At 63.7% G+C, this 25,839-nt stretch carries 26 protein-coding genes; 13 read left to right on the top strand and 13 right to left on the bottom strand.

What is annotated here, in order from left to right; all coding sequences use genetic code 11:
* Positions 1-35: 35 nt before the first annotated feature.
* A complete protein-coding gene (locus C8J98_RS12260) occupies positions 36-1,127 on the bottom strand; it encodes an alpha/beta hydrolase (RefSeq protein WP_107913488.1) in 1,092 nt (363 codons plus the stop codon).
* Positions 1,128-1,275: 148 nt separating this feature from the next.
* On the opposite strand from C8J98_RS12260, the gene C8J98_RS12255 reads away from it, so the two are divergent.
* The 4 genes from C8J98_RS12255 to C8J98_RS12240 all read left to right on the top strand — a co-directional run bounded on the left by C8J98_RS12255 (position 1,276) and on the right by C8J98_RS12240 (position 5,005).
* On the top strand, positions 1,276-1,779 hold the full coding sequence (locus C8J98_RS12255) for a DUF3455 domain-containing protein (protein ID WP_107913487.1): 504 nt from the start codon (positions 1,276-1,278) through the stop codon (positions 1,777-1,779).
* Between the two features lie 89 nt (positions 1,780-1,868).
* Complete coding sequence (locus tag C8J98_RS12250) at positions 1,869-2,216, top strand: YciI family protein (RefSeq protein WP_107913486.1); 348 nt, start codon at positions 1,869-1,871, stop codon at positions 2,214-2,216.
* A 200-nt stretch (positions 2,217-2,416) separates the two neighbouring features.
* On the top strand, positions 2,417-3,742 hold the full coding sequence (locus tag C8J98_RS12245) for an ABC transporter permease (RefSeq protein WP_107913485.1): 1,326 nt from the start codon (positions 2,417-2,419) through the stop codon (positions 3,740-3,742).
* A gap of 9 nt (positions 3,743-3,751) precedes the next feature.
* Complete coding sequence (locus C8J98_RS12240) at positions 3,752-5,005, top strand: FtsX-like permease family protein (RefSeq protein ID WP_107913484.1); 1,254 nt, start codon at positions 3,752-3,754, stop codon at positions 5,003-5,005.
* A gap of 29 nt (positions 5,006-5,034) precedes the next feature.
* Here C8J98_RS12240 and C8J98_RS12235 read toward each other — a convergent pair whose 3' ends face one another.
* Positions 5,035-5,943: an AraC family transcriptional regulator gene (locus C8J98_RS12235; protein ID WP_107913483.1), complete on the bottom strand. Its 909-nt coding sequence runs from the start codon at positions 5,941-5,943 to the stop codon at positions 5,035-5,037.
* A gap of 163 nt (positions 5,944-6,106) precedes the next feature.
* Between C8J98_RS12235 and C8J98_RS12230 the strand changes: the two genes are divergently transcribed.
* From C8J98_RS12230 to C8J98_RS12220, 3 genes are all read left to right on the top strand, one after another.
* Positions 6,107-6,865: an alpha/beta hydrolase gene (locus tag C8J98_RS12230; protein WP_107913482.1), complete on the top strand. Its 759-nt coding sequence runs from the start codon at positions 6,107-6,109 to the stop codon at positions 6,863-6,865.
* Between the two features lie 70 nt (positions 6,866-6,935).
* On the top strand, positions 6,936-7,391 hold the full coding sequence (locus C8J98_RS12225) for a RidA family protein (RefSeq protein ID WP_107913481.1): 456 nt from the start codon (positions 6,936-6,938) through the stop codon (positions 7,389-7,391).
* Positions 7,392-7,473: 82 nt separating this feature from the next.
* Positions 7,474-8,328, top strand: a complete 855-nt coding sequence (locus C8J98_RS12220; protein ID WP_107913480.1) for a PA4780 family RIO1-like protein kinase — start codon at positions 7,474-7,476, stop codon at positions 8,326-8,328.
* Positions 8,329-8,332: 4 nt separating this feature from the next.
* On the opposite strand, the gene C8J98_RS12215 is transcribed toward C8J98_RS12220, so the two are convergent.
* From C8J98_RS12215 to C8J98_RS12200, 4 genes are all read right to left on the bottom strand, one after another.
* Positions 8,333-9,097: a hypothetical protein gene (locus tag C8J98_RS12215; protein WP_107913479.1), complete on the bottom strand. Its 765-nt coding sequence runs from the start codon at positions 9,095-9,097 to the stop codon at positions 8,333-8,335.
* A 108-nt stretch (positions 9,098-9,205) separates the two neighbouring features.
* Complete coding sequence (locus C8J98_RS12210) at positions 9,206-9,580, bottom strand: hypothetical protein (RefSeq protein ID WP_107913478.1); 375 nt, start codon at positions 9,578-9,580, stop codon at positions 9,206-9,208.
* A gap of 72 nt (positions 9,581-9,652) precedes the next feature.
* Complete coding sequence (locus C8J98_RS12205) at positions 9,653-10,675, bottom strand: phospholipase D family protein (protein WP_107913477.1); 1,023 nt, start codon at positions 10,673-10,675, stop codon at positions 9,653-9,655.
* 339 nt (positions 10,676-11,014) lie between these two features.
* Positions 11,015-11,575, bottom strand: coding sequence for a hypothetical protein (locus C8J98_RS12200; RefSeq protein WP_107913476.1), 561 nt, complete (start codon positions 11,573-11,575; stop codon positions 11,015-11,017).
* Between the two features lie 272 nt (positions 11,576-11,847).
* Here C8J98_RS12200 and C8J98_RS12195 point away from each other — a divergent pair, with 272 nt between their 5' ends.
* Genes C8J98_RS12195 through C8J98_RS12185 form a run of 3 tightly spaced genes read left to right on the top strand, consistent with a single transcriptional unit; the run spans position 11,848 to position 14,702 of the window.
* Entirely contained in the window at positions 11,848-12,864 is a 1,017-nt protein-coding gene (locus C8J98_RS12195; protein WP_107913475.1) for an ATP-binding protein, read from the top strand.
* Complete coding sequence (gene ntrC, locus C8J98_RS12190) at positions 12,857-14,242, top strand: nitrogen regulation protein NR(I) (RefSeq protein ID WP_107913474.1); 1,386 nt, start codon at positions 12,857-12,859, stop codon at positions 14,240-14,242. The genes C8J98_RS12195 and ntrC overlap by 8 nt, the downstream gene beginning before the upstream one ends.
* A gap of 4 nt (positions 14,243-14,246) precedes the next feature.
* Positions 14,247-14,702, top strand: a complete 456-nt coding sequence (locus C8J98_RS12185; protein WP_107913473.1) for a GNAT family N-acetyltransferase — start codon at positions 14,247-14,249, stop codon at positions 14,700-14,702.
* Positions 14,703-14,829: 127 nt separating this feature from the next.
* Here C8J98_RS12185 and C8J98_RS12180 read toward each other — a convergent pair whose 3' ends face one another.
* Together C8J98_RS12180 and C8J98_RS12175 are read right to left on the bottom strand one after the other, a co-directional pair.
* Positions 14,830-17,319: a GGDEF and EAL domain-containing protein gene (locus C8J98_RS12180; RefSeq protein WP_107913472.1), complete on the bottom strand. Its 2,490-nt coding sequence runs from the start codon at positions 17,317-17,319 to the stop codon at positions 14,830-14,832.
* A gap of 75 nt (positions 17,320-17,394) precedes the next feature.
* Positions 17,395-18,522, bottom strand: a complete 1,128-nt coding sequence (locus tag C8J98_RS12175; protein WP_107913471.1) for a hypothetical protein — start codon at positions 18,520-18,522, stop codon at positions 17,395-17,397.
* A 190-nt stretch (positions 18,523-18,712) separates the two neighbouring features.
* On the opposite strand from C8J98_RS12175, the gene C8J98_RS12170 reads away from it, so the two are divergent.
* Entirely contained in the window at positions 18,713-19,999 is a 1,287-nt protein-coding gene (locus tag C8J98_RS12170; protein WP_107913470.1) for an acetyl-CoA C-acetyltransferase, read from the top strand.
* Positions 20,000-20,018: 19 nt separating this feature from the next.
* On the top strand, positions 20,019-20,573 hold the full coding sequence (locus tag C8J98_RS12165) for an energy transducer TonB (RefSeq protein ID WP_107913469.1): 555 nt from the start codon (positions 20,019-20,021) through the stop codon (positions 20,571-20,573).
* 26 nt (positions 20,574-20,599) lie between these two features.
* Here the strand turns inward: C8J98_RS12165 and C8J98_RS12160 are convergent, their stop codons facing one another.
* The 5 genes from C8J98_RS12160 to C8J98_RS12140 form a co-directional block, all read right to left on the bottom strand.
* The gene (locus C8J98_RS12160; protein ID WP_107913468.1) at positions 20,600-22,531 is read right to left on the bottom strand and encodes a phospholipase D family protein; all 1,932 of its coding nucleotides are present in this window, start codon (positions 22,529-22,531) and stop codon (positions 20,600-20,602) included.
* A gap of 60 nt (positions 22,532-22,591) precedes the next feature.
* The gene (locus tag C8J98_RS12155; protein WP_107913467.1) at positions 22,592-23,146 is read right to left on the bottom strand and encodes a YceI family protein; all 555 of its coding nucleotides are present in this window, start codon (positions 23,144-23,146) and stop codon (positions 22,592-22,594) included.
* Between the two features lie 8 nt (positions 23,147-23,154).
* Positions 23,155-23,622 (bottom strand): histidine phosphatase family protein, encoded by a 468-nt coding sequence (locus C8J98_RS12150; RefSeq protein WP_107913466.1) that lies wholly within the window; start codon positions 23,620-23,622, stop codon positions 23,155-23,157.
* A gap of 63 nt (positions 23,623-23,685) precedes the next feature.
* Positions 23,686-24,318 carry a ParA family protein gene (locus C8J98_RS12145; RefSeq protein ID WP_107913465.1) on the bottom strand — a complete coding sequence of 211 codons (633 nt, stop codon included), beginning with the start codon at positions 24,316-24,318 and terminating at the stop codon, positions 23,686-23,688.
* Between the two features lie 62 nt (positions 24,319-24,380).
* Positions 24,381-24,578 (bottom strand): antitermination protein NusB, encoded by a 198-nt coding sequence (locus C8J98_RS12140; RefSeq protein WP_107913464.1) that lies wholly within the window; start codon positions 24,576-24,578, stop codon positions 24,381-24,383.
* Positions 24,579-24,753: 175 nt separating this feature from the next.
* Here C8J98_RS12140 and C8J98_RS12135 point away from each other — a divergent pair, with 175 nt between their 5' ends.
* Complete coding sequence (locus C8J98_RS12135; RefSeq protein WP_107913463.1) at positions 24,754-25,785, top strand: hypothetical protein; 1,032 nt, start codon at positions 24,754-24,756, stop codon at positions 25,783-25,785.
* The last annotated feature ends 54 nt before the right edge of the window (positions 25,786-25,839 follow it).

Raw genomic sequence — 25,839 nt, 5'->3', positions numbered from 1 at the left:
TACCTCCGATCCGGATCAATGGGCCAACCGCCCGGCTATCTTGTGGCTTCAGCCGTGGGTTGATTCGCCTGCTCGGCAGCAATCGCCAACGCCTGACGGATCGCGTCAATGACGATCTCGGGGCGGTCGTACTGGATGAGATGACCCGCGCGCGGCACGATCTCGTTGACGCCACGGCTCGACATGGCAGCGACTTCATTGTGCATCTGCTCCCAGGCGACGGTGCGTTGGTCCTGCTCCTGCTGCGTCGTATCCTTGCCGGGCGGATAGGGGGCATGTGTGAGAACGATGATCGGCATATCGCCGAAATCCCGGCGCGTCGCACGAGTCTGGTCGCCGCTGACACTATAAAAACTCTGGCGCTCCGAGGCGACGGCAGCCTGGTACTTCAACTTGGCCGAATAGGCCAGCACCGTATCGTTGATCGCCGGGCTATAGAGTTCGTAGGGCTCGCCAACGCACCTCTTGTAGACCGGTGAGTTCCTGGCAATCTCGCCGCCCTTTGCGGCGTCCACGCAGGTCGTGTCCTTCGAGCCATCGTCCCAGTGCGCCTGGGCCTCGGGGTTTGCAATTGCCTTCATGCGGCTCGATTGGTCCTCATGCGAGCCTTCGACAATGACCATGCCGACCACTTCGTCGCGGTAGCGGTCCGCGAAGACCCGCACCGCCATACCCGCCGCCGAATGGCCAACCAGGATATACGGAGGCTTTATGTCGGCGATCTTCAGTGCCTTGTGGATGTCGTCGACATCATTGCTGGCGGTGCTCGGGCGGGTGGCGGCATCACTGAAGCCAAGGCCGGCGCGGTCATACGAGCAGGTGGCGTTCTTCCTGCTGATCGTCGGCTGCACCAGTGCCCACGCAGCCGTCCAGTCGCTGAGGCCGGAGTCGAAGATGACGGCAGGTGAGCCCTCGCCACGGCAATAGAGATTGATGCGCCGACCGTTGCCGACGTCGACGAGACGGACGGGCCTGGTGTAGATCGGGTCGGTGATGATCGGCGATTTCGGCGAATCCTCTGCGCCCGGCGATGTGGACATCGACAGGCAGCCGAGCGCCAGCGTAGCGACGAGAATTGCCCTGATCATCCCTATTCCCCCGGATTCCTGACGCATCTGGCGGAGCATGCCAGTAAGACTTCATCCCCGCCAGCCCGAGCTGGCGCCTTCGGGGAGCGTTTGCTCTGTAGCTCACCTTGCCCACGCAACTTTGGTTCACTCAATCGGAACTCATGGGCGTTCATGATGACTTTCCGCCACGTACTCCGAGAGCCCAATGAAAGAACCAAGAGTCCTCCGTATCATCCTGACCGGTTGCGTACTTGCCGTCATCGGTAGTGCAGGCATCGCCGGCGCCCAGGATGCCCCAGCGAAGCCGCCGGCCATCGAGGCGTTTGGCAAGGGTGTGCAGATTTACGTGTGTAAGCCAGCCGCCGCCGCTTACGCCTGGACGCTGAAAGCACCCGAAGCGACCTTGAGCGATGCGAAAGGCAACGTCATCGGCAAGCACTTCGCCGGGCCAAGCTGGCAGGCGAACGATGGGAGTACGGTCGTCGGTGAAGCGCTGAATGCGTCGCCGTCACCGGATGCGGGCGCCATCCCCTGGCTGGTTCTTCACGCGAAGTCGCATGCGGGCAATGGAACGATGGCGAACGTCGCGTACGTGGTGCGTACCCGGACGGAAGGCGGCGTGGCGCCCGCTAGCAGTTGCGACGCCAGTCACGTCAATGCGGAGATTCGCGTGCCGTATAGCGCCGTGTATCTTTTCTTCCCGGGTTAGGGTCGGAACTGTCGAATTCCGGTCCCGCCATTCGTCATATAGACAAGGCGGGCGACCGGCCCGGCTGAAAACCAATCCAGGAGAAGACCATGCCGCAGTTTCTGGTTGCCGGATACCTTCCCGACGACTTCGACCCGTCCCAGGTGGACGAAGCAGTCGGCCGCGAGATCCACGCGCTCAACAAAGAATTGATTGCCGCCGGGGTCAGGAAATTCGCTTGCGGCCTCGGGGCTGCGAAGTCGCTTCGGACGCAAGCCGATGGCGCCGTGCTCGTCACCGATGGCCCGTACCTAGAGGCGAAGGAGCACATCGGCGGCTTCTGGATACTGGAATGCGCCGACATGGACGAGGCGCTGGCGTGGGCGCGTAAAGGAGCCGCGGCCACCCGGGGGCAGGTCGAGGTGCGGGAGATCTTCTTCATGCCGGCTCCCGAGTAACTATGGGAGCAGGACGCCTCGGATGTTCTTGAGGAAGAAGGATTACGCCGCCGACGGCCGGACGATCAAGGTCCATCTGGACGGCTTCAACCTGATCCGAACAGCGTCCCAATGGACGGATTCCCAAAGTCGATCCGTGCCCGATCGTATGAAGTCGTCATACAATCGCGGGACACCAAGGGATGGCGTCAGGGGGGCTCATGTGGGGGTACTACGTCGGACTGGCGTTACGTAGCAGCGCGCGAAGCAAGGCCCTGACCGCACTGGTCATCGCGTTGCTGGCGTTCGGCGTGTCCGCTTGCATGGTCTCCTATGCCGTATTCCGCGCGACAACCAGCGATCCCATCCCTTCAAAGTCGTCCCGGCTGTACATGCCGCAGATCGACAATTTCGGGCCGTCCTCCTCGGGGGGCGAACCGCCCAACAACCTGGCCTATACCGACGCGAACGCGCTGTGGCAGGCGGGCAAGGCGAACCGACAGGCCCTGGTCTTCCCGACGACATGGGAACTGACACCGGGCGATCGCACGGCGTCATCCGTTTCACTCGGCGGCGACGCCGTGACGGCCGATTTCTTCGCGATGTTCGACGTACCTTTCCGCTTCGGGGACGGTTGGACTTCCACTGACGATGCGCAGCACGGCAGTGTGGCCGTCATCAGTCATCGCCTGAACGACCGGCTGTTCGGCGGGGGTAACAGCGTCGGACGCGAGATCCAGCTGGACGGCAAGATTTTTCGAGTCAGCGGCGTGCTGGAGCCGTGGAGTCCGAAGCCTCGCTTCTTCGATGTCGCGACGCTGGGTCCATTGAGCGCGTTCGACGACGTCGGCGATGTCTATGTTCCCTTCACCCGGGCCATCGACCTGAAGAAGGCCACGCCGTACGACTATTGCCCTTCGTACGCGACCGACCTGGGCGTCACCGACTGGGACAAATACCTGCACAGCGAATGCGTGTGGATCAATGCCTGGGTCGAGCTTGGAACGTCTGCCGATGTGCAGACCTACCGAGACTTCCTGCGCAATTACGCGGACGAGCAGAAGCGAGCCGGTCGTTTCACATGGGCACCGAACGGTCGCCTGCGCAACCTGACGGAGGCGATGACGGTCCTCCACGTCACGCCCAAGGCATCGAGCCTGTCCATGCTCGTCTCGGCCAGCTTCCTGCTTATCGTGCTGGTGAATGTCGTCGGCCTCATGCTTGCCCGCTTCATGCGGCGAGCTCCGGAGATCGGCATTCGCCGGGCGCTGGGTGCATCCCGCGGCGCGATCTACCGGCAGTTCCTGATCGAGGGGGCGACCATGGGCTGTGTCGGCGGCATCTTCGGCGTGGCACTGACGCTGCTCGGTCTGTGGGGCGCGAATGGTCTGTTCGAGCCGAAGATCGCACGCCTCGTCCACGTCGATGCCTCGTTGGTCGCATCGACCGTGCTGCTTGCGATCGCAGCCACCGTCGTTTCCGCTCTCTATCCGACGTGGCGCGCGGCGCAGACCCAGCCCGCCTGGCAAATCAAGGTCAACGGCTGAGGATCTCGCATGGCGCTCAACAGAATCCTCACGCAGCTTCGTCCCATCGTCGCCGCCCTGACGCGGCACAAGGTGGCCACCCTGCTCATCGTGCTGCAGGTGGCGCTGACACTTGCGGCGGCATCCAATGCGCTCTTCATCGTGGCGACGCGCGTTGTCCATCTTTCCCGGCCCACCGGTACGGACGAAGCGCATCTCTTCGTCATCCGGAACCATTGGAAGAATGGACAGAATGCGACACAGATCGACGCGAACCTTCGTGCGGATATCGCCGCGCTGCGTCGGGTGCCCGGAGTGCGCAATGTGTTTTCCAGTGAGGCGTTTCCCCTAGAGGGTGGCGGCGCGATGGTCCTGGGTCTGAAGCTGAAGCCCGAACAGACTACACGACCGAAGATATCGCTCGTCTATTTTGCCGACGAGCACGCCATCGACACATTGGGAGTGTCGCTGGTCGAGGGGCGGAATTTTCGCGGCGAGGAAATTGCCACGCTCGACCGTTATGACAAGGTCACTCCCCCGGGCATCATCGTCACGCGTAGCCTTGCGCATAAGCTCTACCCGGAGGGGTCGGCCCTGGGCGGCACGGTGTACCTCCCGAGTGGGCCTACGAAGATTATCGGGGTGCTGGCCAGCTTGCAGGGCGCATACGCAGGAAGCACCACGCGATCGATCGACGAGGACAGCGTGCTGATCCCGGCTCGCTCCCTCGATCCCGACGGCGTCGTCTACCTGGTGCGTACCGACGGCACATCGATGACATCGGTGATCGACACGGCACTGAAAGCACTACAGGAACGGGGCGGCGTACGCCGCATCGATCCGGCGCAGGGTGTGATCACGCTGGCGCAGGCCCGCGATGATGGCTATGCCACCGATCGCAGCGTGGTGCTCCTGATGAGCGTGGTGTGCGGATTGCTGCTGTTCGCCACGGCAGGCGGCATTGTCGGATTGAGCAGCTTCTGGGTCAGCCAGCGACGCAGGCAGATCGGCATTCGCCGATCACTCGGCGCGACGCGAGGTGACATCCTGCGTTATTTCCACATCGAGAACTTCGTGATCGTCAGTGGTGGTGTTGCGCTCGGCGGGGTGCTCGCCTTCCTTGCGAACCTGTGTCTCATGCATGTTTATGAGTTGCCTGGCATGCCGCTGTATGTACCGCTATGGGGAGCGTTGGCGCTTTGGCTCTTGGGACAATTGGCCGTGTGGGGGCCCGCACGTTATGCCGCGAAAGTACCGCCGGTGGTGGCTATTCGCAATGCATGACGTCCTGCCTGCGGATGCAGGAAGGCTGCTCACCTTTCCTTGAATGGCTGCTTGCCTGGCTTCCCGGCTTCTTCCCGAGGCGAATGGCCGTAGAAGGCTTTGTAAGCCCGACTGAATGCTGCTTCGGAACCGTAACCCACGCTCAGGCCAACTTGCCCGACCCGCGCATCGCTTTTCCCCAATAGCTCTCGGGCAAGCGCCAGACGCCATTCATTCGAGTAGCGCTGCGGCGACTGACCGACGAGCGTCGTGAAGCGATCGTGGAAGCTCGATCGTGACATGCCTGCGATACCAGCCAGGGTGTCGACGCTCCAGCGTTTACGAGGATTTTCATGGATCGCCTTGATGGCACGGGCGATCCGCGCGTCGACAAGGCCGCCGAGCCAGCCGGACGTGTGTCCTTGATGGACCCAACTGCGGAGTGTTCGTATCACCACCAGATCGATCAGTCGGGACACCATCAAGGCAGCGCCTGCTTGATGCTCCGCTGCTTCCGCCATCATGAAACCAACGATGGGCTTAAGCCACGCGGCGCAATCCTCCTCGCGGACGTGGATTCGGGCTGGCAAGGCCAGGGCCGTTCCACGACGGCTGTCGGGGTCGAACCAAAAGCTGCAGTCGATGATTGTCGCGGGTGTGCCGGTCGTCACAAGACGCACTTCCCCTGGGCCGTGAGGCAACAGGAGAAGCTCGTTCGTTCGCACCTGCATCGTCTCACCGCCGTCTGCGTGGACTGTGAGCTCTCCTTCCTGGATCACGACAACGTGCGCCATCTCCGGGTTCAGCTGGACCGTGTGACCCGTCGGGAGCGACGTGGCTTGTACTTTGTCCCCGGTGAGACGAAGTTGGGCGAGTACATGAGAAAGCAAATCAGCCGAAGGCGAGGTGCTTTCCTCGTCGTCCGGATGAATCGTCAAGTTTCTCGGATGCCCTGTCATGGTTCGCTTTCTCGTCGGGAGGTATATCTATGCGGCGCGGACGCGCATAGCCAGTCGCAATGAATGTCCTCCCGCAAAAACCTATCACAGCTGGTTCGTAAATCGATCCGTAGTTATTTGCTGATCGTCCGGTCCGGCATCGCGTGCCATACAGGATCTCTTGATGAAACTTTACTATCCGGCGGCGGCGTTGGCCGTCGCCTTCGCCTTGGCTCTGGCTGCGCCCATGACGGCGAATGCGGCCATGACAAAGAACGTGGTGCTGGTCCACGGCGCTTTTACAGGGCCTTCGAGCTGGGACAAGGTCGCCGCGATCCTCCGTAAGAAGGGTTTTGCGGTTAGCGAGGTCGCCATACCGATGACGTCGTTGGAAGCCGATATAGCCGCGACCCGGAAGGTCCTGGATTCGCAAAAGGGTCCGACCATCCTGGTGGGGCACTCCTGGGGCGGTGTCGTGATCGGCGAAGCCGGCGACAGTCCGAAGGTGAAAGCACTGGTCTATGTTGCGGCGTTCGCTCCCGACAAGGGCGAGAGCGTGCAGGCACTCTCCAGTAATGGGCCGCCCACCGAGGGGTTGAAAGAGGTGCACCCGGATGCGAAGGGCTACCTGAGCGTCGATCCCGCGGCGTTCCCGCGTGTCTTCGTGGGCGATGTGCCCGTTTCCGAAGGTGCCGCCCTCGCCAGGGAGCAGATGGCGATCAACTCGACCGCCTTTGGCACGCCGGCCTCCGTCGCTGCTTGGCACAGTAAACCCACCTACTATGCGATCTCTGGCAACGACATGATGATCCCGCCGCAGGCGGAAGCCTTCTTCGCAAAGCGCATGAACGCGAAGACCGTGACGATCCCGTCGAGTCACGCGTCGCCGGTATCGCATCCGGACGAGGTGGCCGAGCTCATCGAACAGGCTGCCAGGTTGTGACCGGTTCCAGCGCCGCGGCAGATGAGGCCGCGGCGCTGGAGGACCCTCTGCCTACGATGGATACCTGCCTATGCGCCACACCGATCGACTTAAACAGCTGGGGTTCGAGCTGCCGCCACCCTTTCCGGCCCTGGGTTCGTACAACCTCGTGACAACGGCTGGCGACCAGGTGTTCGTTTCGGGCTTAGGCCCCATAAAAAACGGCGAGCCTGTGATTGGCATGGTCGGCGACGACATGACCTTGGTCGAGGCGCAGGATGCAGCAAGGATGACGATGCTCCTCATTCTCGCAAGCCTTGAGCAGAGCTGCGGTCTGGACAGCATCAAACGTTGCCTTCGGCTGACGGTCTATGTCCGGTCCGAAGCATCGTTCAAGGCCCATCCGAAGGTCGCTGATGGCGCAAGTGATCTTCTGCGCGATCTCTTCGGGGCGGACGTCCTTCCCGCGCGAAGCGCCATTGGCGTGTCTTCACTTCCCATGGGTATCCCCGTGGAGATCGACAGCATTTTTGAAAGATCTGCCTAGGCCGATTGGCGCTCTGGGCAGGAAAATGTGAAAATTAAGGGTTAATGGCCGTCCCCGCCATGCCACTGACCCGCGAAAACCCTTGAAGACCCCCCAAGCCCTGCAGCCGTTGATCGACGACGGCATCATTGATGACGTGCTCCGGCCCCTCAAGAGCGGCAAGGAGGCGGCGGTGTACGTTGTCCGTAGCGGCAACGACGTACGCTGCGCCAAGGTCTACAAGGACATGGCCCAGCGTAGCTTCCAGCAACGCGTGCAGTACCAGGAAGGCCGCAAGGTAAGCAGCAGCCGCGAGGCACGCGCCATCGGCAAGGGCAGCAAGTACGGGCGCAAGCAGCAGGAAGCCGCCTGGAAGAATGCCGAGGTCGATGCGCTCTACCAGCTGCGCGAGGCTGGCGTTCGCGTGCCCGAGCCGTTCGGCTATTTCCATGGCGTGCTGGTGATGGAACTGGTTACCGACACCGACGGCCTCTCCGCACCCCGCCTGGGCGAGGTCGATCTCAGCGCCGATGATGCCCGGGAATACCACCGGATCCTCGTGCGGCAGGTCGTGCTGATGCTGTGTGCCGGACTGATCCACGGCGATCTTTCCGCCTACAACGTCCTTATCGGCCCGGACGGCCCTGTCGTGATCGATTTTCCGCAGGTCGTGAGTGCGGCGGGAAACAATGCGGCGCGCACCATGCTGTTGCGTGACGTCAACAATCTCACCGCTTACCTTGGACGCTCGGCGCCGGAGCTACTGGACACCTGGTACGGCGAGGAAATGTGGGCCTTGTTCCAGGCCGGCGAGCTCCGCACCGATACGGAGCTGACGGGTCATTTCGAGCCGGATGAATCCGAGGTCGATCTCGACAGCATCCGGCAGTCCATCAATGACGCGCGAGAAGAATGGCTCATTCGGCAGCAGGGGCGTGAGGCGGCGGAAGAGGACTAGGGGCTCAGGACACCCACTGCGTCGTTGTCGACACGATGTGCCAACCATGGGCATCGTGAGACATCACCGCGACGATGCTGGCGGCACACAGCGCACCGCAGTAGTACCCGTAGGTGACGTCGTAATTGCCATCGGGTCGGCGTAGTGGGGTGTCAATGGAATACTGCATGGTCGATGACGTCTCCGCGGCGTTTGGATCTCTTGCCTTCGGGGCCGCACTGCCTCCCAGCACCTGGATACGCCCGATGTGGATGGCGTTTAATACTGCGGGAGACGGATCGCCACTCGTGCCATCCGGGCGCTTGACGGTGACATACCACTGCGAGGGCGGCTCGAACCCGGTAGCCGACGCGGGAGCCAGCGATCGCAGGAGAACAATCTGCAAGCCATCCAGGTCCGGTGGCGGCGTACGCGCCGCCTCGTCACGCGCCGCAGCCCGCGCCTTCGCCCGATCGACCTCCGCCTTGGCACTCCCCGTCGCCGCACACCCATCTTTGTGTTGGTAACGGGCGCAAACCTCACCTGTCTCCTCATTGATCGTTACGAGGAAGGCTTCGCCTTCCGGCTTGATCAGCGTTACCCATAGGTGGAGATTGGTGTCATACGGGTACGGGGTGATATTCACGTCCTTCACTCCGGGCAACTTGCTCCCGACGGCCACGCTGATGTTCATGGCTTCCATCTGGCTAAGCCAGGGCGGTGGCTCAGCGGCGGATGCGGTCGCGGTGAACGCGGCGGCCAGGCACAGGAGTCCGGTCGTGCGGCGCATCGGCTATCCCCTTTCCGTATGGTGCGTAGAGGATGCCATGGCCGGGGCCCTTACGCACCTGAGCGACTGATCTCAGAAACCCTAATGTCGGCGACCATGTATGACTGTCTATTTCAAGTACTCGTGGGCCGCCTTCCAAGAAATCACGCCGGTGTCAACTGCGAACGTGAACTCAGCCTCTCCGGTTCGAGGAGCTATCGTAGGCATGTCTGGGCATCCGCCGCCGTAGACCTTTTCGTCAAAGAAAACTTCAACCAACACGTGGTACTTGTCATCGGCACCCACGCAGTCGGTGACTCTCACTTGAACGTCTCCGTTTTCATCCGGGCTCCCCCCCATCTCGCAGAGGTGCGACAGGAAATCAACATAGTCCATCGATTCGATATGCTCGTCCAAGAACTCCTGAACTACGTCACCGACATCACCACCGGCATCGTCTGTCGCCTTAATTCGCTCCAGGAAGTTCGTCTCAATCTTGTCCATGATCTTAGTTCTCGTTTTACTTCTTACGGTTAAAGACGTGTATTCCGCATTGCACGCATCACCAGCACATCTCTACATCGAACCCTGAAGCTGACGCAGGCGCTGCAGTGCTTGCAGAAACGTGGCAACACGTGCTCGCGACGGCAAATGCCAGTCGCCATCGGGATCGGTCGGAGGCCGAAAATCGGCGAACCTAGATTCGCTGACCAGTTCTCGTATCGCGGACCTTGTGTCGCTATCGAGTTTGAAGGGCGGGATTGGGCGCGGCAACTTGCCCTGCACTGCAAGGGACGTGTCGTCTGGCCACGCCTCATCGAAAACGGCATCCTTGATCAAGTGATGCGTGTAGACCCACGAAATGGCCCCGTTGGCGGGGGGAAACCCGTCCGCTTTGTAACGAATCGCCAAGTGCCAATCACCTTGCTTGACGTCGTCGGTGTCTTTGAAATACATGAAATCATCGATGCCGGCTTCGCCGCCAATATCTGGCGCCGCGTCGCGGATCCGGCTGTTGTTGAACCCTGGATTCGCTCCTCCGTGGTACCAGGAGATGCGTACAGTTGGCATATCTAGGATGTGGTCACGAGCATCGGGCGCGGGGACCTGCATATGCGGCGGCACAATGCCAGCGACAATACCGCGCACCCATGACTCCTTCAGGGCGTGGATCTTCGTCAACTTGCTGGCGCGGTTCGGATAGAGATTGCGCGCGGCGGCTCTGTAGACAGCGAACGCATCAGCCAGCGCTTTCATGTCTGCGACGTCGCTTATAGCGGCGGCCACCTCGAACAGCCCGCGGTCCGCGAGCCCATTTCGGGTCAGGTTGCAGCTACCGACGACCGCTGCCTCCGCGCCGAGGAAGATCTTGGCGTGAAGTCTGTCAAGGAAATGGACGTTTCGTTCCCCCAAGGCATCGATGATTTCCTCGATGGCATATGGATTGGAACCGAACGTCGGTGACAGGACAATCTCCTTCGGAAGACCCTCCGGGAAAAAAGTTGCCCAGTCGCTACCTACGTAGGCGACTGCAACCCTCGTAGGGCGTACTGCAAGGATGGCCTTTCGGATTGCTGCGGCGTTCGTCAGTACAGTCATGATCCTCCTTTGATCGGCTGTTGGCAGCAGTGGCTTTCAGTCGCGGCTCGCAACAGTCCGCCACTTGCAGTGTTATCGGCGGGCGCGTTGCATCCTGGAGCCCTCATATCCCGCACTCCGGCGGGGGGCCATCGCAGCCCGGACGGTGTGATCCGTGACCCACTGGGCGGATTCCCATAATCGGAACGTCGAAATTCTTCTAGCTTGTTAGCGTCCTGTCGGGAACCAAGCGGCCGCAACGTTACGGATGCCTCTGGTTGAGAGCCAGGTGCCCAGCGAGGTCAAGGAGGCGCTTTGGACACGACTCAGTCCGTTGAGCCACCGAGTAGACGACTCGAATCAGGTGACGTCGTGCTTGTAGTACCGATCAATGGTGTCGGGTAGCTCGTTGGCGCGCGCCCGGAGCGCGTCCATTAACGGTGTCATGCTGGCGATCCTGGTCGAGAACTTCTTATCAGTCAGCACTCCGTCGGCGTGCATGCGTCGCCAAGCATCCGCCTGCTGTTTGAAGTTCGCCATCAATATCAGGTACTGCGCGATCTGCTCGGCAACTGGCGTGGGAAAGCGTCCCACAGTTTTCGCCGCTTCGCGGGTGATCGGTGCGTAATCGGGCGGCAGTTCCATGTACCGCATGAACTCGAGTCGATCCTCTGAGGTGATCGCCTCATTCATCTTGATCGAGAGATCCAGTGCATGCAGGCCCGCGCGCACCTCGGCGCCGACGGAAAGCGCCAGTCGGCGTGTTTCCTCTAAATCCTTACGGCGATCGTTACGCGTGTTCACCAAGTACGTGACGACGCCGCCGACGAGTACGCCGCCGAGCGATTGAATCATGGACATCCATGCGGCGATCGCCGGAGCCGCACCGGTGACGATCGACACAGTGTCAGCAAGCAACATCACTGCCCCCGCCCTTAGAAAAAACGGACCAAAAACGGACCGAACGTAGGCCAATCCACACCTACCAACGAAAAGCCCCCCAAGCAAATCAATCACTTAGTGGGCCGTATTGGTAGAGGTGGCGAGAGTCGAACCCGCGTCCCGATCCAGCGGCTCCGCTTTCGTGCGGGCGCGTTCACCATAGTGCTCGCTGAATCGAGAACTATGCAATGCGCCCATCTTTGCGAATCTGTCTGATTGCACCATTCCCGCGACCTCCCTACATTGGTGCAATGCACGCACCAGATCAGGCAGACCTCCTAACCTTGCTAGGCACCGGCCTCGCCGTCATCGGCGCGGACCTTTGCGTGAACTGGCTTAACCCGGCGCTCGGCGAGGTGCTCGACGTCGGTCCCAGGACCGCCGTGGGGCAACCACTGCCTGCCCTGATGCGTGAGGCCTCCCTGGCCTCGCAGCTGGAGCGAACCTTGCTGGAGCGCCGCCCTTTCAATCTGCGCGGGGCCACCTTCGGCGTGGCCCGGGGCCGCGAGATCACCGCCGACCTGACCATGCAGCCGCTGGACGACGGGCGTTTGCTGGTCGAGGTGCACCCGCTGGCACCGGAACTCAACGCGGTGGCAGGCACGCCGCTCTCAGCCACGCTCCGCGGATTCGCCCACGAAGTGAAGAATCCTCTGGCGGGCCTGCGCGGCGCAGCCCAGTTGCTCGAACGCCGCGTGGCCGACAACGATCTCCGCCAGCTGGCGAGCATGGTCATCGCCGAAGCCGACCGTCTCGCCGCCCTCGCCGACGGCCTGCTCCGCCATCGTGGCGCCGCGCGGCTGGGCCCGGTCAACGTCCACGAACTGCTTGAGCGCCTCGAAGGCCTGGTCGGCGCCGAAGCCGATGCCCTACGTGTCCGTCACGATTACGACCCCAGCCTCCCGGATAGCGTCGGCGACACCGATCGTTTGCTCCAGGTGCTGCTCAACCTGACCCGCAATGCCAGCGAAGCCGGCGCCACCGCGATCACGTTGCGCACGCGTGTCGAGCACGGCGCACGTCTTGGCGAGCGCACGGTGCGTGCGGCCCTGCGCGTCGACGTGATCGACGATGGCCCCGGCGTTGCCGACGAACTGCGCGATTCCCTATTCCAGCCGCTGGTGTCGGGCCGCGCCGATGGCACCGGCCTTGGCCTCGCCTTGTCGCGCGAGATCGCACTCGAACACGGCGGCGACCTGCGTTTCACCAGTCGCCCCGGTGAAACGGTGTTCTCCCTGTACCTTCCGATGGAGCGGCACCATGACTGAAATCTGGATTGCCGACGACGATCGTGGTGTGCGCTTCGTGCTCGCCGAGGCGCTGCGCGATGCGGGGCACACGGTGCGCGAATTCAGCGCGGGTGACGCCGTGCGTGCGGCGCTGGCCGAAGGTCGGCCGGGGCTGCTGGTGACCGATGTGCGCATGCCCGGCGAAGACGGCCTGCGTCTGCTCGAAGACCTTACCCGGCGCAACATCGGTCCGGTAATCGTCATGAGCGCTTATACCGATGTGGCTACAACGGCGGCAGCCTATCGCGCTGGCGCAGCGGACTACCTCGCCAAGCCGTTCGATCTCGATATGGCCGTTGAAGCGGTGGAGCGCACGCTCGCCGCCGCGCATGAAGAAGTCATCATCCCGGTCGGGCGCGTCGACGCGCACTCGCTGCTTGGCGAGAGCCCCGCCATGCGCGAGGTGTTTCGCTTGATCGGCCGCGTGGCCGCGAGCGACCTCAACGTACTGATCACCGGTGAAACGGGAACTGGCAAGGAGCTCGTCGCACGTGCATTGCATGAAGAAAGTGCGCGCAGCGGCAAGCCTTATGTCGCGCTGAACACCGCGGCCATTCCCGCCGAACTCCTCGAGAGCGAACTGTTCGGACACGAGGCCGGTGCGTTCACAGGCGCTCAGCGACGCCACGCCGGACGTTTCGAGCAGGCCGAAGGCGGCACGCTGTTCCTCGACGAAATCGGCGACATGCCGATTGCCTTGCAGACACGTCTGTTGCGCGTACTGGCGGGCGGTGAGTTCTACCGCGTGGGCGGCCGCGAGCTGATGCGCGGTAACGTGCGCATCATCGCCGCGACGCATCAGGACCTGGATGCACGCGTGGCGGCCGGTCTCTTCCGCGCGGACCTGAAACATCGACTCGACGTGGTGCGTATCGCGCTGCCGTCCTTACGTCAGCGCCGCGGCGATATCCCCGTGCTGGCGCGACACTTTCTCGCCCAGGCGGCGGCCGAACTGAAACTGCCGCCGAAACGTTTCTCGCGCGGCGCGATGAAGCTGGTCGAGCAGCGCGATTATCCCGGCAACGTACGCGAACTTGAGAACCTCTGTCGCCGCCTCGCCGTGATCGCGCCCGGCGCGGAAATTCTTGCCGGCGATCTCGGTGCGTTGCCCGCAAGGGAAACCCGTAGCAGCGAATGGACCGATGCCTTGCGCATCTGGGCCCAGGACGCGCTGGCGCAGGGCGAAGTGGACGTGCATGCGCGTGCTCGCGACGCGCTCGACAAAACCTTGTTGCAAGCGGCCCTTATCGCCAATGACGGGCACCGGCAGCATGCCGCGGCCGCCCTCGGTGTCGGTCGCAACACTCTCACGCGTAAACTTGGCGCTTCGCGCAAGCGGCGCCCTTCGAACGGATAACGGCATGACCCTTTACATTCGCCGCGCAGGCATCGACGACGCAGATGCCATTGCTGGCTGGAACATCGCCATGGCGTGGGAGACGGAGAGCAAGGCGCTCGATCCGGCAATCATCGGTCGCGGCGTGCGTGCCGTGTTTGACGAGCCTCGGCGTGGGTTCTATCTGATCGCCGAGCTTGATGGCGCAGCGGTCGGCTGTCTGCTCGTTACTTACGAGTGGAGCGACTGGCGTTGCGGGGACTTCTGGTGGGTGCAGAGTGTTTACGTGGCGCCCGAAGCCCGACGTGCCGGGGTGTTCCGTGGTTTATATGCGCACGTGAAGGCGATGGCCGGTGGTGCCGGTGCCGTAGGCGTACGGTTGTATGTCGAGACGGAGAATGAGCGCGCGCAGGCGACGTACGCTGGGCTCGGCATGGAACGGTGCCATTACTACATGTACGAGGCGATGCTCGAATCCTGACTCGCCGCGCTCTCTGTGGGAGCCGATTCATCGGCGATGGGCGGAACGCGAGATTGACCGTTGTGACAAGCACCCAATCGCCGATGAATCGGCTCCCACACAGAGCACAGCACCCCGAGCCCAGTGGTCAGGACTGGGGGACTCGGGGGTCGCCCATGTCGACGGCGGAGATGCGTTCTTCGAATTCGCGTGCGGGCACGGCCTTGCCGAACAGGAAGCCCTGCATCTGCGGGCAGCCGGCGGAGCTGAGGAAGCTTGCTTGTTCCATGCTTTCCACGCCCTCGGCAAGCACCTGCTTGTTCATGCCGCTGCCCATCGCGATGATGGCGCTGACGATGGCGGCGCTGTCGTTGTCCCAGGCCACGTCGCGGATGAAGGTGCGATCGATCTTCAACGTGTCGATGGGGAAGTGCTTCAGGTACGACAGGCTGCAGTAGCCCGTGCCGAAGTCGTCCAGGCTCAGTGACACGCCGAGCGACTTGATCCGGTGCAACAGGTCGGCGATGTGGTCACCGCCTTCCATCACCGTGCGCTCGGTGAGCTCAAGTTCGAGCAGGGTGGGATGCAGGCCGGTTTCAGCGAGCACGGTGCGCAGCGATTCGAAGAAGCGCGTGTGCTGGAACTGCAGGGCGGAGACATTCACCGAAACCGAAAGCGGCCGGTACAGACGCGCCCAGATCTCCGCCTGGCGACAGGCTTCGCGTAGGGCCCATTCCCCGATGGGCACGATGAGCCCGCAATCTTCCGCCACCGGAATGAACTGCTCCGGCGTATAGACGTCTTCGCCGTCCACCTGCCAGCGCAGCAAGGCCTCGGCACCGACTACCGTGCCCAGGTTCACGTCCACCTTGGGCTGGTAGTGCAGGGTGAGTTCGTTGCGCGCGAGCGCCTTGCGCAGTTCCACTTCGATGCGAACGCGCGCGGTGTTGCGCTCGTTCATGCTCGCGTTGAAGAAGCGATAGCCGTTGCGACCCTGCATCTTTGCTTCGTACATGGCCGTATCGGCATTGCGCAGCAGTGATTCCGCGTCGACCGCGTCGTCCGGATACACGCTGATGCCGATGCTGAAACTGATCGCCAGCGCCGACGCGTCCACACCCACGGCTTCGCTACAGGCTTCGAGCACGCGCTCGGCCACGGTGGCCGCATCGGAGGCGCCGTCGACATGAGGCAGCAAGGCGACAAACTCGTCGCCACCGAGACGACTCACGGTGTCGTCGGGGCGCACGGCGGCACGGATGCGTCGCGCCACTTCCTGCAGCAAGGCATCGCCCGCGGCATGGCCCATGGAATCGTTGATCTGCTTGAAATGGTCGATGTCGACGAAGAGCAGGGCGGCGCGCTGGTTGCGCCGCGCGGCTACCGTGACGGCGAATTCCATGCGCGATTGCAGCAGCGCGCGGTTGGGCAGGCCGGTGAGCGTGTCGTGGTGGGCCAGATGCGCCATCTTCAATGCGAGCGCACGCGTCTCGCTGACATCATGGAAGACCACGACGCCACCGACGACGTTGCCGGCGTGGTCGTGGATCGGCGCCGCTGAATCCTCAATGGGGCTGTCGAAGCCGTTGCGATGCACGAGGATGGCGTCGGTGGTCAGGCCGATGATGGTGTTCTTGGTCACCGCGGTAATCAGCGGATTGGGAATCGGACGGCGCGTGAGCGGGTCGCGCAGCTGGAAGATGTCGTCCATGGGGCGACCCACGGCTTCGTGGCTGGACCAGCCGGTCATCGCTTCGGCGATCGGATTGAGCGAGGTGACGATGAGGTTCGGATCCGTGGTGATCACGGCGTCACCAATGGACTTCAGCGTGACTTCGGCCAGTTCGCGCTCGCGGAACAGCGCGTCCTCGAAGGCCTTGCGATCGCTGATGTCCACGACCTGGGAGATGAAGTACAGCGGCTCGCCGTGCTCGTCGCGCACCAGCGACACGGTGAGCAGCGCATGCACCACCTGGCCGTCGCGCCGGAGGTAGCGCTTCTCCAGGTGGTACGAGGCGCGCTCCCCGGCCAGCACTTTCTTCACCAGGGAAAGGTCGGTCGCGAGGTCGTCGGGGTGGGTGATGTCCTGGTAGGCGGAGGTGAGCAGTTCCTGCTCGCTATAGCCGAGCATGACGGAGAGGGCTTCGTTCACCTGCATCCAGCGGCCGTCGGGCTGGACGAGGGCCATGCCGATCGCCGCATGCCGGAACGCCAGCGAGAAGCGCCGTTCGCTTTCCTTAAGGCGCGCTTCGAGCACATGGCGACCGGAGATGTCGGCCAGGATGATCGAGACCCCGCGAATGACGCCGTGCTCGCCGACATCCGGGGTGAAGGTGGCCTGGGCGTGGCGCTTGCCATCGTCGCGACGTATCTCGCGATCGGCGACCATGGGTTCGCCGGCAAGGGCGGCACTCACACCGGGCTCGATGCGGGCATAGACCGAAGGCGCGATGGCTTCCTCGAGACGGCGACCGATCAGGCCGTCACCTTGGATGCCCATCCAGGCCGCATAGGCCGGGCTGGCGAAGCGATAGCGCAGCGACGTGTCGACGTAAGCCATCATCGCTGGCGCGCGGTCCAGCAGATAGGCCGCCCAGTCGGTCGGGGAATCGTTCGCGGGTGGAGCGGGAAGGCGCATGCGGTCGCCGAAGGGACGATGACCCAACTCTAATGCGTCCCTGCGGCGGCGTACATCGAAGGATTCGTGAAGTTGTCAGTGCAGCGAGGGCGCCGGTGCCGACAGTGCGCCGTTGGCATCGAGGAGCAACTTGCCCAGGGCGTGCACTTCGGTTGCCGTCGCATAGCGTTCGGCCAGCGTGTCCAGCAACGGGCCCAGCGCGTCAGGGGCAAGCGGATAGCCATGGGCGAGAATCCGCGCCTTGCCCGGCGAGGGCTGGGCGACGGTCACGGCAGCCATACCCAGGCCTGCCGCTTCATGGGCGTAGAGCTGGGGCTGGGGCAGGTCGGGATCGGGCTCAGCCATGGCCTCGACGAGGTAGCCGGCGGTCTGGGCCGGCTCACCCTCCAGGTGCAGCGGCACATGGTGGGCGGCGAGCAGGGCGGCGTACTGGCGCAGCTCGAAAATGGTGCCGGCGAACTCGTGGGCGGGGTTGTCCCGCTGGGTGCCCGCGCGGGCGAACCAGCCGGCGAGACCCGGAATGCCGACGCGACCCTCGGCGTAGTGCAGGGGCAGGCCGCGCGAACCCAGCGCCGTCTCTTCCTTGTAAGGTGTGAGCAGCGCGGTTTCGAGCATGGTCCATAGCGGCGCCAGATTGACATGCTCGTACTGCACGCAGGTGAGCGCGAGGAGGTCGTCGCGGCTGAGATAACGTGCATGCTCCAGGCGGACGCCCAGGGTTCGCATGAGAAAATCCGCCGTGGCGGTGCCCGCTTCGCCGCGGCCGACCAGCTCCACTTCCATTTTCGCGGTGAGTTCTTCGGCGAGGTCGGCCGGGGCCAGCAGCATCCACGGGACCAGGCGCATGGGGCCGCCCGCGTAGTGCGGATCCGGCACGAGGGGCTGCGCAGGCATGTGGCCGTCGTGGGTACCGAAGGCGACCACGCCGCCGGCGGTGGTCACGCGAGGCACGCGCCGGGCCAGCTCTTCGAGCGTGGCGAACACGGGAAAGCCGGGGCGCAGCAGTTCCACACCGTCGAACAGGGCGCCGACCAGGGCGAAGCGCGAGGCCTCGACGCCGGGCAGGAGCGCACGAAGGTCGTCGGCCATCAGGGCGCCCAGCGTCTGCGCTTCATCGCGCGTCAGCTCGAGCCGATCGGGCATCTCGCCCTCGGCCAGTTCCAGCGCCAGGAGGGCGGGGCACGCGATCAGCGACTCGTTCACGGCAGGTTTTTCCGAACGGTAAAGGAATGCGATTCTATCATCCGTGCATCTCGGGCTTTCGCCCGGAGGGGATGCGGGTTAGCCTTGCCGATACGCGTTCGTCGGCGATCGTCGGCGTCCGCGATCCCTTCGCCTGCAAACGGCTACTGCCCCGGCACCCTCTTTCGATCTGGATTGTCCTTCTAAGAGCATGGAAAAGTCGCAAAAGCGCGTGGGTGTGGTCGGCGGCGTCCGCATTCCCTTCTGCCGCAACAACACCGCCTATGCCGATGTCGGCAATTTCGGTATGTCGGTCAAGGTGCTCGGCTCGCTCGTCGAGAAATTCGGCCTGCACGGCACGGAGTTGGGCGAGGTCGCCATGGGCGCCGTTATCCGCCACTCGTCAGACTGGAACCTGGCCCGCGAAGCCCTGCTCTCCTCGGGCCTGAAGGCGACAACCCCCGGCATCACCACGGCGCGCGCCTGCGGCACCTCGCTGGACAACGCGATCATCATCGCCAACAAGATCGCCGCCGGTCAGATCGAGGCCGGCATCGCCGGCGGTTCGGACACCACCAGCGACGTTCCTATCGTCTATGGGCAGAAGCTGCGCAAGCGCCTGCTGGCGCTGAACCGCGCGAAGACGCTCAAGGAAAAGTTCACCGTGGCCACGCGTGGCTTTTCCTTCAAGGAGCTGAAGCCATCGTTCCCCGGCGTGGCCGAGCCGCGCACCGGCAAGTCCATGGGCGACCACTGCGAACTGATGGCCAAGGAGTGGAAGGTCGGCCGCCTGGAGCAGGACGAACTCGCCCTGTCCAGCCATAAGAAGCTGGCCGCCGCCTACGAGACCGGCTTTTTTGACGATCTGGTCGTGCCATTCCGTGGCCTCAAGCGCGACGGTTTCCTGCGTGGCGATTCCACGCTGGAGAAGCTCTCGTCGCTGAAGCCGGCGTTCGACAAGACCACGGGCCAGGGAACGCTCACCGCAGGCAACTCCACCGGTCTCTCCGACGGCGCGGCCGCCGTGCTGCTGGCCAGCGACGAGTGGGCCGCCAACCGCGGTCTGTCGATCCAGGCCTATCTCACGCACGCGCAAATCTCCGCCGTCGACTTTGTCCACGGCGAAGGCCTGCTCATGGCGCCGACGGTAGCCGTGCCGCGCATGCTCAAGCAGGCGGGCCTCACCCTGCAGGATTTCGACTTCTACGAGATCCACGAAGCCTTTGCCGCGCAGGTGCTCTGCACATTGCGTGCATGGGAGTCCGACGAGTATTGCCGCAACCGGCTTGGCCTCGATGGCCCGCTGGGATCGATCGATCCGTCGAAGCTCAACGTCTACGGCTCCAGTCTCGCGGCGGGTCATCCCTTCGCGGCGACGGGCGCGCGCATCGTCGCCACGCTGGCGAAGATGCTCGAGCAGAAAGGTTCGGGCCGCGGCCTGATCTCCATCTGCACCGCCGGCGGCATGGGCGTCACGGCGATCCTCGAACGTCCCTGATTCCTTTCGCAAGATTTACATGCTCGCACTTCGTACAAGCACCTCGCTCAGCGCCCTCGGGCTCGTCGTCGGCATTGCCGCGACGAGCTGGCTGACCGCGCTCACCTACGAGCGTGCGCCCGCCACGCGCCGCCTGGCCGAAGTGGTCATGCCGAAGCTGTCGTCCAAGCCTGCGTGGACGAAGCCATCTGCGTCGGAGCCCGCACCGCGTGCTCGCCCGCGGGTGCCGGCGGAGCGCCCTATCGCTTCGCGCAGCGGCAGCGCAGGCGCATCTGCTGCTAGCGCACCTGTGGTGGCCAGGCGGCCAGATGCCCTCGTGCCCGTCTACATGCCTTCCCCGCGCTACCCCATGGCGGCGCTACGCGCGCAGCACGAAGGGCAGGTCATTCTCAATGTCACCGTCACCCAGGACGGCGACGTCACCGACGTGAGCGTCGGTCACAGCAGCGGCGACCTCGACCTGGACCGCGCCGCTGAGGCGGCTGTCCGCGGCTGGCGCTTCGCGGCCGCCGACGACCGCCCCTTCCGCTACACCGCCGATCTCCCGATCCGCTTCGAACTCACCCACCTTTAAGCCAGGCAGCTTTAAGCCGGGCACGTCTATAGGATGCCGGCGGCCGAGGAGCCGAAGGCGGTGATCATGCGGGTGTAGATGAGCTTCAGCGAGACGTCCACTTCGGGGAAGTCGCCCACGGGCTCGTAGCACTGGAAGAAACGGGGGTCGGTCCAGCGCATGGGAATGCAGCCCGGCTTGAGCTCGTAGCTGGTCGCGTAGCGGAACGGCCAGAGGTCGAAGAATGGCAGGCGCTCGGATACGTCGCCGATGAACTCATTCACTGACGACAGCACGGGAATCTTCTTCTCGCGTGGGCCGATCACCCAGGCGTTGCCGGGCTCGGTGTCCTGCATGATCGAATCGCGCAGGCGGTCGGAAAAACGCTTGTCGTAAATGATCACCCCCGATTCGGTGTTGTAGTGGTCGGAGCGCGGATCGAAATTGTGCGTGCCGACCATGGCGAAAGTATCGTCGACGACGATCGACTTCGCGTGGAGTCCGAAACGGATACCCTCGGTGCTCAGTGGTGCGGGGCGATGACGCGCACCGCGTCGCGAATGACTCCCCGCGCTGAGGAAACCCGACGATTCCGAGGGCTGCGCCCCATTATCCGAAGCCGTTCCCCATGACGCACGTCGGCTGTGGCCGCTGCCCGAGCCGGTCGCGGCAAACGGCGGTTTGGCCAGGGCCGTCGATGGATTCTCCAGCGCATCGATGTCGGCGTTCTCTGGGTGCGGCTTCAGCTCGTAGATCTCGAAGCCATAATCGGTGAGGTAACGCTTGCGGTGCTTGTACGACAACGCGTAAACCGCGAACGCATCGGTCGAGGCCAGCGAGTTCGTCGAGACGACGATGCGCGGCGGCGATGGCTGGTCGTGCAGGCGATTGAAGATCTTCCGCGCCGGCTTGCTCATGACGAGGTAGGGCGTCTGCAGGATGATCTCGCTCTTCGCGTTACGCACCAGGCCCATGATGTGCCGGGTAAGTTCACGCGCCTCGCGCCGCTTGGGTTCATCGGTCTTGCCGGGCAGGTCGGAGAGGTACTCGATGCGGTTCATCCGCAGCGTCGCCCGCATGATCCGGTCGTCCAGCCAGCCGGGATCTTCGGCATCGCTGATCATCTGGGCGACGCGGTCGGGGTGCTGGTAGCTGGGTGGCAGCCAGTGCCGCGTGTCGTCGGTGTCCGCGATGAGCTGCCGGTTCACATCGTGCAGATGGGTCAGGCCAACGGAACGCTTGTGCACCCAGAACTGCTCGAAGCTGGCGCCCATCGCTTTCGCGGCAGGGCCGCCGACCATCACATCGCGATCGATGTAGTCGAAGCTGCCATCCCAGTCGAAATAGCGGTCTTCGTAGTTGCGGCCGCCGGTAATGCCGACGAGATCGTCGACGACGATCAGCTTGTTGTGCATCCGCTGGTTGAACTTGTAGAAGCAGCAGAGGATGCCGGCGGCGAACTCCAGCGGCGGCGTGCGCGCGCTGTGGAAGGTGGGGTTGTAGAGGCGAACCTCGAGGTGGTCGCTGGCGCGGGCGAGGGTGGCGAGCAGGCCCGGATCGCCGAAGGAGAACAGCTGATCGGCAAGAATGCGTACGCGTACGCCGCGTCGCGCCGCCTGGATCAGCTCGTCGAGGACCAGCTTGCCCGCATCGTCCTGCTCCCAGATGTAGGTCTGTACGTCGATGCTCTGCGTCGCGGCACGGATAAGGTTGATGCGCGCGGCCATGGCCTGCTCACCGTCTTCGAGCAGGGTGGCGACGTGGACCGGCTTGTCCGGCGTCGAGGCCGAGTTGGCCTCCTTCGCCGCGTCGATCAGCGGCGAGGGAGTTGCGCAATGGTCAGCCCGGTCACAGGTGACCTGGCGGTCCACCGTCATGGTGATAACCGCATCGGCCTGCCGGATGCGCGCGCGCGATAGCGAACAACCGCCGGTGGCGAGCATGGCGGTGAGGAACAGGATCGTGAGGAGGTGGCGCATGCGGCGATGATAGGGGACGCATGACAACGGCACGTGAGCCTTACGCGCGGTCGAGCTTGCTCAGGGCGCGTCGAGGACGATAGCCATGCCCAGGTTCACACGATCGGAGAGAGCGCCGCGTCGGCCGCGCATCTCGAAGTCGGTCCGGTCGATCGTCCCCTGCAGCTGAAGGACGCAGCCGACCAGGGATTCCGGCGAGCAACGGGCGTCCTGCAGGTGGAAGGTCACCGGCCGGGTGATTCCGCGGAGGGTGAGTTTGCCCTCCACGTCGCCGCCCTGGGCAAGCAGCAGCAGGGGCGTCGGCAAGGATTCAAAATGAATGGTGGGATAGTGCACGGCGTCGAAGAACTCGGGCGCGAGCACCCAGCGGCGCAGCCTGGCCGACTCCATGCGAATGCTTTCGGTATCGATATCGGCGCGGACCACGGCGGTCTGTGCGCCGTGGTCGATCGAAACGTCACCGCGAATGCCGTCGAAGGCGCCCGAGACGTTGCTAACCCAGAGCAGGCGAACACTGAACTCGGCGCGGGAATGCACCGGATCGATTCGCAGGTCGGCGGCGGCGAGGGGCGCCGCCGACAGGAGAAGTGCGATCGCGGCAAACAGGTGACGCATAGAGCTACTCAGTTCGGAGGAGACCAGAACGTCTCAAGCTTGGCTTTGCCGGGTTCCAGAGGACCATCGAAAACGAGCCGGGCCATGCCGCCGGGCGGCATCCCGCGGTAATCCTCGGAGCGCCCTTCGACAAGGAAGGCTACCAGTTGTTCGATGCCGGGATTGTGACCGACCAGGACGACGCGCTCGACGTCCGACTGCCTGTCGAGGAGGTCGTAAAGATCGCCGGGCGTGGCGTCGTAGATGCCTGCTTCATAGGAAGGCTCGACCTGGCCGAGGGCCAGGGCCGCCGTTTCCCTGGTGCGTTCGGCGGGGGAGCAAAGGATGCGGTCGTACTTGATGCCATGGCTGGCCAGCCACTCGCCCGCGGCGCGGGCTTCATTCTTGCCGTGTTCGGTGAGCTTTCGCTCGCGGTCGTCCTTGCCGTCCCTACTGGCCTCGGCTTCGGCGTGACGCAACAGGATGAGTTCGTGCATGGGTACCGTCCTCCGCAATGCCACTTTCGTGGCGTGGTGCAACCAACGCGTTCCCCATCCGGCTCAGGTGCTGCGCTTTATCCAGCGAAGCAGTTTTGCCCAGTCGTCCTGGTGTCCGCGTACGTTTTCCGAGTGGTAATCGAAGATGCCCTTACCGAGCGCCGTGAGCAAGACGTACGCTTGCGAGTCGCGAAGTTCCGCAACCACGGGAAAGGGGGCGCGTTCGCCGAGTTCGGCGATCGCGGCCTGGCTGGCATTGGTCCAGGGTTTTAGGCGGTTGCCGACGAGGGCGACCGGCAGCTTGCCGCGCTTGACCCGCGGAATGCCCTGGAGAACGGTGAGGAAGTCGAGCGTGGCGTCGAGATCGAAGTGCGAAGGCAGCACCGGTACGAGAATGATGTCGGCTTTCTCGAGGTAGGGCTCCAGCTCCTTCTCGCCGCTGCCCGCTGGGGTGTCGACGATGGTTCGCTGGACATCGGCAGGCAAACGGTCGAAGGCCCTGCGGCTACCCTCGACCGCGGTGACGCCGGGTACGGTCTCGGGGCGCCGGCTAACCCAGCGCAGGCTGGAGTGCTGTCGGTCGGCGTCGATGATGGCCGTCTGCTTCCCGGCCTGTGCCCAGTGGGTGGCAAGCTGGGTTACCAGCGTTGTCTTGCCACAACCACCCTTGCTGCTTGCTACGAGCGTCGTAAGCATTCGCGCGCACCTGCCTTGGGAGGCCTCCTAGCCTACACACCCGGACGACCCACGCAAACGGGTCAGAACATCTTTGCGCGGACTTTCGGCAGCACGATGAGGATGAGCGTAGCCAGGGGGCCAAGGAAGAGCGATAACGCCCACCAGGCCAGCCCGCTGCGGTTCTTGCCTTGCGCGAGGCCGGCATTGATCAGCGAGAGCGTACCCCAGCCGACGAAGAAGCCAGCGCGTTCACTGGCGAAAAGGGCGAATTGATCCACTGTAAACTCCTGTTCTGTCGCAGGATTGATTTGGTGCGGTCATGCGGACAGCTGTCCCGATCCCCCCGCGGTCACACCGATAGTAGCAATGTCTTCGCTCGGTGAAGGCCCGGGGCCCCAGCTTCCGTTCATGGTCGAACCGTATTCTTGTCGTTTTATTTCACGGAGATGGCCCATGCGGCGACGCCGCGTTGTGACCCTGGCCCTTGCTGGCCTGCTTTCGCTGCCGACCTTCGCGGCAACGCCGTGGCCCGGTGCGGCGACGGGACCGGCCAAGGGCCCGATGGCGCGGAAGGACCAGACCCGGGCCCTGTTGCAGTTCCAGAAGGACCTCGCCAGCGTGCTCGCGCTGCGGACCGAGTCCGAGCCCTTGTTGGGCGCTGCCCTGCTGGCGCGCCCGCTGGTCAGCCCCCCTGAGGTGCTCACCTATCACGCCCTGCTCGAACGGGCGGCCCGCAATGAAGATGCCGGTCCCCAGGTCGCCTGGGCCCGCCTGGCCGATTGTGAAGCCAAGGCGGATGCCTGCCCGAACGCCGAAGCACTGGCCACGTTGCAGAAACAGGCGCCGGACAACGCTGCCGTCTGGTTGCTCACGTTGGGCGTAGACGCACACAACGCCTCCAAAGACGTGCGCGCCGACCTTTCCCGCGCGGCCAACGCGAAGCTCTATGACGATTATCTGGGTGCGAGCCTGAAGGCGCTGGCCAACTCGGTGACCCAGCTGCCGCCGCCGGCGGACACCTTCAATCCGCTGCAGGGCGCGGGTGCCGCGGGCGTGCAGATGGTCCTGGTGTTCGGCCTGGCCAGCGCGCAGCCGATGCCCGGCTTCCAGGCCACGGCGAAGTACTGCGAAGACAACAAGGAAGATGCTTCCGTGGTCGGCGACTGCCTGAAGCTGGCCAAGGTGCTCGAGTGGGGCAGCAGCCCGCTCGGTCGCTCGCTTGGCCTGCACCTGCGCGAGACCCTGTCCACGGACTCTTCCGACCAGGTCTCGGCCAAGACCGCGCGGCTCAACCTGATCTGGCAGATGCAGCGCTTCGCTCAGCTCAACCTGCAGGCGCAGGGCGACAAGGCCACGGCGCAGAAGCTGCTTATGCTGGCGCGCAGTGGGGGCACCGAGATGAGCGTGGTGCTCGCTTCGCTCCGTGCCTACGGCATGCCTGCCGAGGCGCCGGCCGGATGGGAACCGGCCAAGCCGGAGAAATAAAAAAAGGCGCCTACGAGGCGCCCTTTTTTAATCGATCGGAGTCGCTTTGTGTGG

Origin of the sequence: Luteibacter sp. OK325, assembly GCF_003050935.1 — a bacterium.
Taxonomy (GTDB): Bacteria; Pseudomonadota; Gammaproteobacteria; order Xanthomonadales; family Rhodanobacteraceae; genus Luteibacter.
The sequence above is the reverse complement of the archived record's forward strand: the minus strand, read 5'-3'. Positions and strand labels throughout refer to the sequence as shown.